General features: G+C 74.2%; 9 protein-coding genes. 4 read left to right on the top strand and 5 right to left on the bottom strand.

Features of this window, described 5'->3' with window-relative positions; all coding sequences use genetic code 11:
• Together MNZ29_RS22005 and MNZ29_RS22000 are read right to left on the bottom strand one after the other, a co-directional pair.
• Positions 1–653: BON domain-containing protein (locus MNZ29_RS22005; RefSeq protein ID WP_242356739.1), on the bottom strand; the 653-nt coding region annotated here is incomplete at its 3' end.
• A gap of 241 nt (positions 654–894) precedes the next feature.
• On the bottom strand, positions 895–1,248 hold the full coding sequence (locus tag MNZ29_RS22000) for a hypothetical protein (RefSeq protein WP_242341123.1): 354 nt from the start codon (positions 1,246–1,248) through the stop codon (positions 895–897).
• 92 nt (positions 1,249–1,340) lie between these two features.
• Between MNZ29_RS22000 and MNZ29_RS21995 the strand changes: the two genes are divergently transcribed.
• Entirely contained in the window at positions 1,341–1,628 is a 288-nt protein-coding gene (locus MNZ29_RS21995; protein ID WP_242341122.1) for a hypothetical protein, read from the top strand.
• 44 nt (positions 1,629–1,672) lie between these two features.
• Here the strand turns inward: MNZ29_RS21995 and MNZ29_RS21990 are convergent, their stop codons facing one another.
• Positions 1,673–3,760 (bottom strand): hypothetical protein, encoded by a 2,088-nt coding sequence (locus MNZ29_RS21990; RefSeq protein ID WP_242341121.1) that lies wholly within the window; start codon positions 3,758–3,760, stop codon positions 1,673–1,675.
• Between the two features lie 115 nt (positions 3,761–3,875).
• Here MNZ29_RS21990 and MNZ29_RS21985 point away from each other — a divergent pair, with 115 nt between their 5' ends.
• Entirely contained in the window at positions 3,876–5,330 is a 1,455-nt protein-coding gene (locus MNZ29_RS21985) for an MDR family MFS transporter (protein ID WP_242341120.1), read from the top strand.
• 14 nt (positions 5,331–5,344) lie between these two features.
• Here MNZ29_RS21985 and MNZ29_RS21980 read toward each other — a convergent pair whose 3' ends face one another.
• Complete coding sequence (locus tag MNZ29_RS21980) at positions 5,345–6,511, bottom strand: cystathionine gamma-synthase (RefSeq protein ID WP_242356736.1); 1,167 nt, start codon at positions 6,509–6,511, stop codon at positions 5,345–5,347.
• Between the two features lie 42 nt (positions 6,512–6,553).
• Positions 6,554–7,933, bottom strand: coding sequence for a pyridoxal-phosphate dependent enzyme (locus MNZ29_RS21975; RefSeq protein ID WP_242356734.1), 1,380 nt, complete (start codon positions 7,931–7,933; stop codon positions 6,554–6,556).
• A 120-nt stretch (positions 7,934–8,053) separates the two neighbouring features.
• On the opposite strand from MNZ29_RS21975, the gene MNZ29_RS21970 reads away from it, so the two are divergent.
• Both MNZ29_RS21970 and MNZ29_RS21965 read left to right on the top strand, forming a co-directional pair.
• Positions 8,054–9,094, top strand: coding sequence for an aminoglycoside phosphotransferase family protein (locus MNZ29_RS21970; protein WP_242356732.1), 1,041 nt, complete (start codon positions 8,054–8,056; stop codon positions 9,092–9,094).
• 244 nt (positions 9,095–9,338) lie between these two features.
• Positions 9,339–10,902 (top strand): methyl-accepting chemotaxis protein (locus tag MNZ29_RS21965; protein WP_242356730.1); only part of this gene is annotated, 1,564 nt, incomplete at its 3' end.

The following is a 10,902-nucleotide window of genomic DNA, read 5'->3' as shown; positions in this document are numbered from 1 at the left end:
AGCGCCGCCTCCTCGCGCGCGTCGGCGCGCCGCGACTCGCCGGCGTCGCCGAGGACGCGCCCGAGCAGCGACGCGCCGACGAGCCCGGCGGGGATCCGGCCGAGCCCGCCGCGGAGCAGGGCGCGCCCGACGAGGAACGCGCCCGCGGCCCCCGCCGCGAGGCGGTAGGCGGGCGAGGAGATGGGCAGGATCGCGCCGCGGGCACGCCGGCGCGGGCCGAGGCCCTGGAGCGCCCGCACGTCCGCGGTCTCGTGGGACTTCATCCGGTCGTGCACCCGGCGGACCCCGCGCACCATGCGCACGCCGGCGAGGAGCGCCGCATGCTCGACGCTGAACACCGGCCCCTCGAGCACCACCTCGCCGTCGTTCGCGGTCACGCGGATCGCGTGCGCGTGGTCGGTGAGGTGTCCGAGCCGCGCGCGGACCCGCTCCGCCAGGACGTCGTCGTCGGGGAGCTCGTGCGCGAGGCGCGCCCGCGCTTCGTGCGCCGCGCCGGCCGCGCGATGGCCGAGGTCGCGCGCCCCGCTCTCGACGAAGTCCTCCGCGTCGTGGAGCGCGCGCCCCGCGCTGCGGGCGAGCACGCCACGCCTGCGGGGATCGGCCATCCACGCGAGGCCTGCGCCCGCCGCCACCACCCCGAGTCCGCCCATCATCCACGCGCCGCGTCCCCGCCTCCCGCCCATCGGTCCCTCCCGCGCGATCCGAACAGAGCCTAACCACGGGGCGTCGCGCGGCGCACCGGCGGCGCGGAGGTTCCGGCAGGAGGCGTCCCGCTGCGAAGGACGCTCGACCGCCGGCCCCGGCGCCGGGGTGTCCGGGAGCGGGCCCTTGCGTCGGAGCCGCCCGCCCGCTCGCCGGCCCGCGAAGGGAGCGCGAGCGCCACGCTCGACCTGCTCACTGCCCGATGTCGCCCGGGTCCTCCCCGTAGAGGAGCGGGTAGTCGGAGCGTTCGCCCAGGAGCTCGGGCGCCTCCTCGGGGGTCGGGTCGCGCACCGGCGGAGAGATCTCCGGAGCGGCACCGCGCCGGCCTGGCACCTGCTGCTCCGGCTCCGCCCTCGGTGGAGCGTTCACGTCGGCGCCCACCTCGCGGCCGGGCGTCCGCCCCTCCTGCTCCGGCCGCCCGGGAATCGTCACGTCCGCGGGGGCGTGCGCCCCGCCGGCCGGTACGCTCGCCCCGCCGGTCTCCCGACGCTGCGCCGCCCTCGCCGCCGCATCCGCCGCGCTGTCGGTCCATTCGTTGTTGGCCATGGGAGGACGATGCGCATCGGAGGCGCCCGCGGCGGGGCGTGCGCGTGGGGGCTCGAGCGTTATGGATCTCACTCGCGTCGAGGAGGCCTCACATGCTGCGCGCCACGCAGGCGGTCACGGAGATCCGGCACTGGGCCGAGGCGAGGCGCGGCCGGCCGTGCCGCGACGAGGCGAGCGGGCGGCTGTGGATCGCGCTGCCCGGAGAACCGTGCGACGCGCGCGACGTCGGCTGGGACGAGTTCGAGGTGACGTTCCGCGTGAACGGCCTCGTGTTCATGTACGACGACGCGCCCGGAGCGCGGCGCATGTTCATCGGCACGGCCGACGCGGCGCGCGCGTGGATGTGCGGAGGCGCCCGGGACGTCGCCGCGCGGGCCTGAACGATCCCGCGCCGGCCGGCTGCTGCCGCCGGCTCCGAGGGACCTCAGCTCCGCTCGAGCGCGCGCGCCGCGGCGCGGATGAGCGGCTGCGCCGAGACCGGCTCGCCCGTCGCGCCCTTCATCCAGAGGTCGGGCGCGAGGGTCCCCTGGATCGTGATGCGCTCGATCTCGTCGCCGAGCCGCTTGCCCGGCGGGAGCTTCTCGAGGTGCTCCTCGAGCTGCGCCGCGATGAGGTGGCCGATGGGGTAGTCGGGCAGGTAGAGCAGGTTCGAGACGAGGTGCGAGTAGATCGCCAGGATGAGCACGTCCCGCACGCCGAACACCGGCGCGTACCAGCGATTCCACACGTCTCGCGCGAGGCGCAGCGTCGCCTCGCGCAGCTCGGCCGGCGTCGCCTTCGGGTGGTCGTACATCCAGTGCCACATGCCGAGGTCGACGAGCGCCACCCCGGCGATCTCGTACGCGGCCCAGAGGTCGTTCAGCGCGAGGACCCGCTTCGCGTCGGCAGACGGCGGCGGGAGCCCCAGCACCTCGAGGTCGCGCGCCTGGAAGACGAACGCGATCGCCTCCGTGAAGGCGGTGTTGGGGACGCCGCGCAGGAGGGTGTGGTCGACGCCGTAGAGCGAGAACGTCTGCTCGACGTTGTGGCCGAGCTCGTGGATCGCGATGTTGAAGCCCTTGTAGTCCATGCCGTCCGCACCGACGCGCGTGCGCAGGTGGGCCTGGTCGCCGCGGCGGGCCGCCTCCATCGCGTGGCCGGAGCCGCGGGCGGGATCGACCGCGATGTGGGCCGAAAGGAAGCGGGACTTCTCCTCCGAGAAGCCGAGCTTCTGCAGCGTGACCGGCAGCTCCGTCGCGAACGCAAGCGCGGAGGGGTAGCGGCTCCGCGTCAGCCGGTCGAGGTCCGCCTCGGACCGCTCGATGCGCGGCTTGAACCCGGCGTACCAGACGTCGAACGGCTCGAGCTTGCGCCCGAGGCGCTGCTCCACGAGCCGCGCGATGCGCCCGATCTCGGGGGCGCCCAGCACCTCCTCCAGCATCGCGACGACCCGCGCCTCCGGGATCTCGCGCTCGAGCTCGAACTTCCGCGCGATGTAGGTGGGGGCGGAGGGCGAGTAGGGATCGGCCGCCTTCACCGCGCGGAAGTTCGCGAGGATCTTCGCGTAGCGGGTGTCCGGCTCGCGCGCCGCGGAGGCCTTCGCGGCCGCCGCGCGCGGGGCGGCGCCCGGCTCGACCGTCTCGGCGGGCGCGGGGCGCACCTCGTTCGTGAACGGGTTCCAGTCCACCGCGGGATCGTTCACGACCGCCGCGGGGATCGTCTGCGTGACGATCCGCTCCATCGCCTTCGCGATCACGCGCTGGCGCGCGAGGCCGTCCGGCTGCGCGTACTGCGCCTTGAGCTCGTCCCGCAGGTTCCAGTGGGACAGGAGCCGCTTCCCCTTGGGGAAGAGGCGCTGCCCGTCCTCGGCGAGCACGTGGTGCATGAAGAGGTTGTAGTCGGCGATGTAGAGGTCGGCGTCCGCCGAGGCGCGGGCGATGCCCTGGTTCACCGCCGCCGGCACGCGCCGCGCGAAGCGGTTCGCGAGCCGCGCCTCGGCCCAGGCGCGCCGCGACCAGCCCGCGCCGGCCGAGAGCCGCTCGTCGAGCGTGGTGAGCGGGAAGTTGAGGAGCGCCACGAACGCGACCTTGCCCTCGAAGAGGTCGTCGATCGCGTGGGCCGAGGCGTCGTAGGCGGCGAGGAGCGCGTCCACCGGCCGCATCGGCCCCTCGTCGAGCTGGGCGTAGCGCGACAGCTCGCGGGAGATCTCGAGGGCGTGCCCGTCGAGCGCCTCGAACGACGCCTCGAGGCGCGCAAACGTCGCGTCGAGCGCCTCGCCCGCGGGGAGGAAGTGCTCGGCGCAGAACGCCTCGAACGCCTTCGCGTCCCCGTCGGCGGGCCGCCAGAACGCGGCGGCCTGGGCGACGCCGCGCTCGGCCCGCGCGCGCTCGGCCTCGCCGTGCCTCGCCACGAGCGCCTTCACGGCGCGGGCCGCGGCGGGGCGGAGCGCCTGCGGCGGGGGAGGGATCGCGGGGCGGGAGGGCGGGAGGGCGAGGGCCATGAGCGTGAGCACGGTCGCGGCGGGGGAGACCATGCGCGGCAATGTAGCGCGGAACGTGCGCTGCGCCAGGGAAGGCGCAGCCCGCGGGGATGCGCGCGGTGGGGCCGGATTGACCTTCTCGCCAGGCGGCGCTAAGGGGTCCGCCTCCATGCGCGCGACGAGCCGTCCCCTCACCGTGGTCTCCGTGCTCCTCGGCACGTTCCTCGCCGCCATGGAGATGACGGTCGTCTCGACGGCGATGCCGACGGTGGTCGGCGAGCTCGGCGGGCTCGCCCTCTACGCCTGGGCCTTCGCCGCGTACATGCTCACCGCGACGGTCACGGTGCCCATCCACGGCAAGCTCGCGGACCTCCACGGCCGCAAGCCCGTACTCCTCGCGGGGATCGCGCTCTTCCTGCTCGGGTCGAGCGGGTGCGGCTTCGCCGGGAGCATGGGCGCGCTCATCGCGTGGCGCGCCATCCAGGGCCTCGGCGCGGGCGCGATCCAGCCGGTCTCGCTCACGATCATCGGCGACCTGTTCGAGCTCCGCGAGCGCGCGCGCATGCAGGGCATCTTCGGCGCGGTGTGGGGGATCGCGGGCCTCGTCGGGCCGGTGCTCGGCGGCGCCATCGTCCACACGCTCGGGTGGCGCTGGATCTTCTGGGTGAACCTGCCCTTCGGCCTCGCGAGCGCCGCGGTGCTGGCGGTCGCCTACCACGAGCGCCCCGAGCGCCACCCGCACCGGCTCGATCTCGGCGGCGCCGCGCTCCTCTCCGTGGCGGTCGTGGCGCTCCTCGCCGCGGCGCGCTCGAGCGCGGCGGGGCTCGCGGCGCTCCCCGTCGCGGCGGCCGCGCTCGCGGCGTTCCTCGTGGTGGAGCGGCGCGCGCCCGAGCCGCTCCTCCCGCTCGATCTCTTCGCGCAGCGGGTGATGGCGGTCTCGTCCGCGACCGGCGCGCTGCTCGGCGCGGCCATGCTCGCGATGGTCACCTACGTGCCGCTCTGGGTGCAGGCCATCCTGGGCGGCTCGCCCACCACCGCGGGCGCGGCCATCGCGCCGATGGCCGTCGGCTGGCCCCTCGCGAGCACGCTCGCGGGCCGGCTCCTGCCGCGCCTCGGGTACCGGCGGCTCCTGCTCGGCGGCCTGGCGACGAGCGCGGTCGCGGGTGCGGGGCTGGCGCTGCTCCTCAGGCCCGGGACGAGCGTGCTCGTGCCGCAGGTCCTCACCTTCGCGTACGGCGTCGGGCTCGGGCTCGCCAACACGCCGCTCATCCTCGCGGTGCAGACGAGCGTGGCCTGGAACCGGCGCGGCGTGGCCACCGCGAGCACCCTGTTCTTCCGGACGATCGGCGGCACGCTCTCGGTCGGCCTCCTCGGCGCCGTGCTCGCGGCGGCCCTCGGCCGCGCCGGCGCCGCGCCGGGCGTCGCCGAGAAGCTGCTCGGCGCCGAGCGCGCCTCGCTCGCGCCGGCGGAGATCGCCGCGGTGGGCGGCGCGCTGCAGGGGGCGATGGGCGTCGTGTTCTGGAGCGTCGCCGGCATCGCGGCGACGGCGCTCCTCGTCGCGACGCGCTTCCCGCGCCTCCCGGTGAGCAGCGCCGCGCCCGAGGCGGCGCGGGCGGAGGGCTGAGCCGGACGGCGGAGCTACGCCCGCTTCGCCGCCGCGAAGCCGCGCTCGAGGTCCGCGAGCAGGTCGTCCGCGCGCTCGATGCCGGCCGAGACGCGGATGAACCCGTCCGCGATGCCGAGCGCCTCGCGCGTCTCCTTCGGCACCGACGCGTGCGTCATGATGGCCGGGTGCTCGATGAGGCTCTCGACGCCGCCGAGCGACTCCGCGCACGCGAAGATCCGCACGTTCTGGAGGAAGGCGCGCGCCGCGTCGAGGCCGCCGCGGATGACGAACGTCAGCATGCCGCCGAACCCCGTCATCTGCCGGCGGGCGAGCGCGTGCTGCGGGTGCGAGGGGAGGCCGGGGTAGGTGACGCGCTCGACCTGGGGGTGGCTCTCGAGCCAGCGCGCGATCGCGAGCGCGTTCTCGGCGTGCCGGTCCATCCGGACGTGCAGGGTCTTGAGCCCGCGCAGCACGAGGAAGCTGTCCATGGGCGAGGGCACGCCGCCGACCGCGTTCTGCAGGAACTTGAGGCGCTCGTGGAGCTCCGGGTCGTTCGTGGCCGCGGCCCCGCCGATCACGTCGGAGTGGCCGTTCAGGTACTTCGTCGTCGAGTGCGCGACGAGGTCGATGCCGTGCGCGAGCGGCCGCTGGAAGTACGGGGTGGCGAAGGTGTTGTCGACCACCGTGCGCGCGCCGTGCGCGCGGGCGATGGCGGCCACCGCCGCGAGGTCCACGATCTTCAGCATCGGATTCGTGGGGCTCTCGATCCAGACGAGCTTCGTGCGCGGCGTGAGCGCGCGCTCGACGTTCCGCGCGTCGCTCATGTCGACGTACGTGAACGAGAGGCCGTGCCGGCGGTAGACCTTGTCGAAGATGCGGAAGGTGCCGCCGTACACGTCGTCGGAGGCGACGACGTGGTCGCCCGCGTCGAGGAGGTGGAGGATCGCGTCGGTGGCGGCGAGCCCGGAGGCGAACGCGAGCCCGTGGCGCGCGCCCTCGAGCGCGGCGAGGCAGTCCTGCAGCGCGTGCCGGGTCGGGTTCTGCGTGCGGGAGTACTCGAAGCCCTTGTGGACGCCCGGGCTCTCCTGCACGTACGTCGAGGTGAGGTAGACGGGCGTCATGATCGCGCCCGTGGTGGGGTCCGGGGACTGACCGGCGTGGATGGCGAGGGTCTCGAACGAGAGCTTCCGGTCGTCCATTGCGTGTGCCTCCTGCGACGGCTCTCCGACGGTCGAGCGCGCCTACTTGAGCCGCTCGCCCAGGAACTCGATGAGGTCGATCTTCGTGACGATGCCCGTCACGCGGTCGCCCTCCTTCACCACCGCGACGTGGTCGTCGTTGAAGATGTCGCGCAGGCGCCCGACGGGCGTGTCGGCGCCGACGACGCCCTGCAGCGGCTGGACGAGCGGCTCGACCTGCTCGGTGAGCCGGTGCTTCCCCTCGATGAGGAAGTTGAGCAGGTCGTACTCGTGGATCATCCCGATGGCGCGGCCCGCGTCGTCGACCACGGGCATCTGGGAGATGTCGTGCTCCTTCATCGCCCGGACCACCACCTCGACCTTGTCGGTCTTGCGCGCGGTGATCACCTCGCCGCGCCGGCGCCCGAGCACGTCCTTCACGGTGGCGCTCGCGACCGGCTCCGCGCCGTCGAGGGCGAAGCCGTTGTCGCGCATCCACTCGTCCGAGTACATCTTCGAGATGTAGGCGCGGCCGCCGTCGGGGAGGGGCACGACGAGGGTCTTCCCCTTGCCGAGCTCGCGGGCGAGCTGCACGGCCACGTGGACGGCGGCGCCCGAGGAGCCGCCGGCGAAGATGCCCTCCTCGCGGGCGAGGCGGCGCCCCATCGTGAACGCCTGCTGGTCGTTCACCTGGCGCACGTCGTCGAGGACCGACAGGTCCATGGCCCCGCACATCATGTCCTCGCCGATCCCCTCCACCTTGTAGACGTGCGGCTGGGAGAGCTTCCCGGTCTTGAACATCGAGTGGTAGACGGAGCCGATCGGGTCCGCGCCGACGTTCAGGATCCTGGGGTTCTTCTCCTTGAAGTACTTCCCGCACCCGCTCATCGTCCCGCCGGTGCCGAGCCCCGCGACGAAGGCGTCGAGCTGCCCGCCCGTCTGCTCCCAGATCTCGGGCGCGGTGCTCCGGTAGTGCGCCGCGATGTTGTCCACGTTGTGGTACTGGTTCAGGTAGAAGCTGTTCGGCGTCTCCGCCGCGATGCGCTTCGCGACCGAGTAGTAGCTGTCCGGCGAGTCGGCGGGCACGTTCGTCGGCGTGATGACGACCTGGGCGCCGAACGCCTTCAGCGTGTCCTGCTTCTCCTTCGACATCTTGTCCGGCATCGTGAAGATGCAGCGGTAGCCCTTCACCGCCGCCGCGATGGCGACGCCGACGCCGGTGTTCCCGCTCGTGTTCTCGACGATGGTGCCGCCCTTGCGGAGGAGCCCCGCCTTCTCCGCCTTCTCGATGATGTGCACCGCCATCCGGTCCTTGATGGAGCCGCCCGGGTTCAGGTACTCGAGCTTCACGAGCACCGTCGCGTCCTCGGGACCGACGAGCTTGCGGAGCCGGACGAGCGGGGTGTGGCCGATCGCGGAGAGGACGTCTTCGTGGTAGGGCATGGGCGCTCCGTCCAGGCCGCCGCGGCAGATCGGCCGGTGACCGCGCGTTATAGGCAGGCGGTTCCAGCCCCGTCAACGCGACCCGCCGGCTCCGGACGACGGGCAGGAGAGACGACCCAGATGAACGATCCCCTGACGGAAGCGCGCCTCCGCGGCGCGATCGCGCGCGCGACCGGCCGCGCCGCCGGCGACGTGCCGGTCCGGCGCCTCGCGGGCCATGCTTCGCTGCGGAGCTACTGGCGCGTCGGCGCGCCCCCCGCCTCCCACGTCGTGATGGTGCTCCCGCCCGACGCGAAGCCCGAGGAGGTGACGAAGGGCGGGGCGCCCGCCGAGAACCCGTTCGTCGACGTGCAGCGCTACCTCGCCTCCCTGGGCGTCCGGGTCCCGCGCATCCTCTCCTTCGACGAGGCGGAGGGGCTCATGGTCCTCGAGGACCTCGGCGACGACATGCTGGAGACGCGGCTGCTCGCCGGCGACCCGAAGGCGCCGCTCTACGAGCGCGCGGTCGACCAGCTCGCGCGGCTCCGCGCCGCCGCCGAGGCGCGCCCCGCGGGCTCGATCGCGTTCACGCGCAGCTTCGACTTCGACCTCTACCGCTGGGAGCTCGATCACTTCCGCGAGTGGCTGCTCGAGGCCTGGAAGGGCGCGACGCTCACGCCGGGCGAGCGCGAGGTGGTGGACCGCGACTTCGACCGGATCGCCCGCGCCCTCGACGCGGAGCCCAAGGGATTCACTCACCGAGACTACCAGTCGCGAAACCTCATGGTCCTGCCCGGCGGCGAGCAGGCGGTGATCGACTTCCAGGACGCGCTCCTCGGCCCGCGCCAGTACGATCTCGTCGCGCTCCTGCGCGACAGCTACGTCGAGCTCGAGGGCGCGTTCGTCGAGGCGATGCTCCGCCGCTACCTCGACCGCCTCGCCGCCGAGGGCGGGCCGCGCCTCGCGTACGAGCCCTTCCGCGAGGTGTTCGACCTCCTCACGGTGCAGCGCAAGCTCAAGGACGCGGGCCGCTTCGTCTTCATCGACCGCGTGAAGGGGAACCCCGGCTTCCTCGTCTCCATCCCCGCCTCGCTGCGCTACGTGCGCGACGCGCTCGCGCGGCGGCCCGACCTCGCCGAGCTCCGAGGGGTGCTCGCGCGGCACGTGCCCGAGCTCGCCTGACGCCGCCTCGGATCGAGCGGTAGAGCCGCTGCGCCCGTCGTTCGTCGGGCCCTGGGACGCCGCCTTGCCCCCGACTGGGGACCCAGGGTAGGTGTCCACCCAGACACCGCGGACCGGGGACGGCTGCGCCAACGTGCCGAGGTTACGAGCGGATTCGGCGCGGGCGCTGCGGTCGAATGCCGCGTCGCGGCGGCACGTGCCCCGCAAAGGGGTCCCGCGCGGCACGCAGCCGCGGGAGGACCACGTGAAGAACCTCAGCATCGGGACGCGCCTCACCGTCGCATTCGGGATCCTGTGCGCGTTTCTCGTCGGCGTCGGGGGCCTCGGGCTCCGCGCCATGGCCGACATGCACCGGCTGAACGAGGAGATCGCGCGCGGAGTCTGGACGAAGGCGCAGCTCGCCCATGCCCTAGAGAAGGAGGCGCGCGCGATCTCCACGTTCGCCGACGAGATGCTGCTCGCCGACGACGCCGCCGGGGTCCGCACCGCGGTCGCCGGCCTCGACGAGGCGCGGCGCCGGGCCGAGGAGCTCCGCGGCCGGCTCGCGAAGCTCGCCGGCGAAAGCGACCTGCGCGCCCTCGGGGAGACGCAGCGCCTGCTCGGCGAGGTCGAGCTCCACCACGAGCGCGTCGAGCGGCTCCTCGAGTCGGGCGATCGTGCCGGGGCGGTCCGGGCCATGGAGACCGAGCTCGACCCGGGGCTCGAGCGGCTCGCGGAGACCTGCGGCGGGATCGTCGCGGGCGCGGAGGCCGGCATGGAGGCCGCCATGGTCCGCCAGGACGCGGCCTACGCCGACGCCCGCGCGCTGGCGCTCGCCCTCGTCGGGGCGGCGCTCGTGATCGCGGCGCTGTTCGCGGCCCTGGTGACCCGCTCGGTGACGGTGCCGCTCGCCGGCGCGGTCGAAGCGGCGCAGCGGATCGCGGGCGGCGACCTCACGCTGCGGCTCGCGGTGGACCGGCGGGACGAGGTCGGGCGGCTGCAGGCGGCCATGGCCGACATGACGGCGCGGCTCGCGCAGGTCATCGGCGAGGTCCGCGCCGGCGCCGAGGCGCTCTCGAGCGCGTCCGCCCAGGTCTCCGAGACCTCGCAGGCGCTGTCGCAGGGCACCGGCGAGCAGGCCGCGAGCGTGGAGGAGACGACGAGCTCGCTCGAGGAGATGAACGCGTCGATCTCGCGCAACGCCGAGAGCTCCCTGCACACCGAGACGACCGCGCGGGAGGGCGCGCAGAACGCGGAGGAGGGCGGCGCGGCGGTCCGCGAGACCGTGGTGGCCATGCGCGGCATCGCCGAGCGGGTCTCGATCGTCGAGGAGATCGCCTACCAGACCAACCTGCTCGCGCTGAACGCCGCGATCGAGGCGGCGCGCGCGGGCGATCACGGCAAGGGCTTCGCGGTGGTCGCGACCGAGGTGCGCAAGCTCGCGGAGCGGTCGCAGAAGGCGGCGAAGGAGATCGGCGCGATGGCGGGGTCGAGCGTCGGCGTCGCCGAGCGCTCCGGGGGGCTCATCTCCGCGCTCGTGCCGGCCATCCGGCGCACCGCCGAGCTCGTCCAGGAGGTCGCGGCCGCGTCGCAGGAGCAGTCGCAGGGCGTGGAGCAGGTCGCCCGCGCGATGGCGGTCGTCGATCAGGTCACGCAGCGGAACGCGTCCGCCGCGGAGGAGCTCAGCTCGACCGCGGAGGAGATGGCCTCCCAGGCCGAGGCGCTCCAGCAGCTCACCCGCTTCTTCCAGGTGCCCGGGCTCGCCTCGGCCCGGCCGGCAGCCGCCGCGCCGGGGGCGCCCGCGAGGCAGCAGGGCCTCGCGGGCGCGC

This window comes from Anaeromyxobacter sp. SG64, assembly GCF_022690745.1.
Classification (GTDB): domain Bacteria; phylum Myxococcota; class Myxococcia; order Myxococcales; family Anaeromyxobacteraceae; genus Anaeromyxobacter; species Anaeromyxobacter soli.
Note: the sequence above shows the minus strand (reverse complement) of the source record. Positions and strands in the feature narration are given on the sequence as shown.

Excerpts from the sequence above, each read along its gene's own strand:
- MNZ29_RS21985 (WP_242341120.1), top strand. The coding sequence starts at position 3,876 with ATGCGCGCGACGAGCCGTCCCCTCACCGTGGTCTCCGTGCTCCTCGGC.
- MNZ29_RS21995 (WP_242341122.1), top strand. The coding sequence starts at position 1,341 with ATGCTGCGCGCCACGCAGGCGGTCACGGAGATCCGGCACTGGGCCGAG.
- MNZ29_RS21980 (WP_242356736.1), bottom strand. The coding sequence starts at position 6,511 with ATGGACGACCGGAAGCTCTCGTTCGAGACCCTCGCCATCCACGCCGGT.
- MNZ29_RS21975 (WP_242356734.1), bottom strand. The coding sequence starts at position 7,933 with ATGCCCTACCACGAAGACGTCCTCTCCGCGATCGGCCACACCCCGCTC.
- MNZ29_RS21970 (WP_242356732.1), top strand. The coding sequence starts at position 8,054 with ATGAACGATCCCCTGACGGAAGCGCGCCTCCGCGGCGCGATCGCGCGC.
- MNZ29_RS21990 (WP_242341121.1), bottom strand. The coding sequence starts at position 3,760 with ATGGTCTCCCCCGCCGCGACCGTGCTCACGCTCATGGCCCTCGCCCTC.
- MNZ29_RS22000 (WP_242341123.1), bottom strand. The coding sequence starts at position 1,248 with ATGGCCAACAACGAATGGACCGACAGCGCGGCGGATGCGGCGGCGAGG.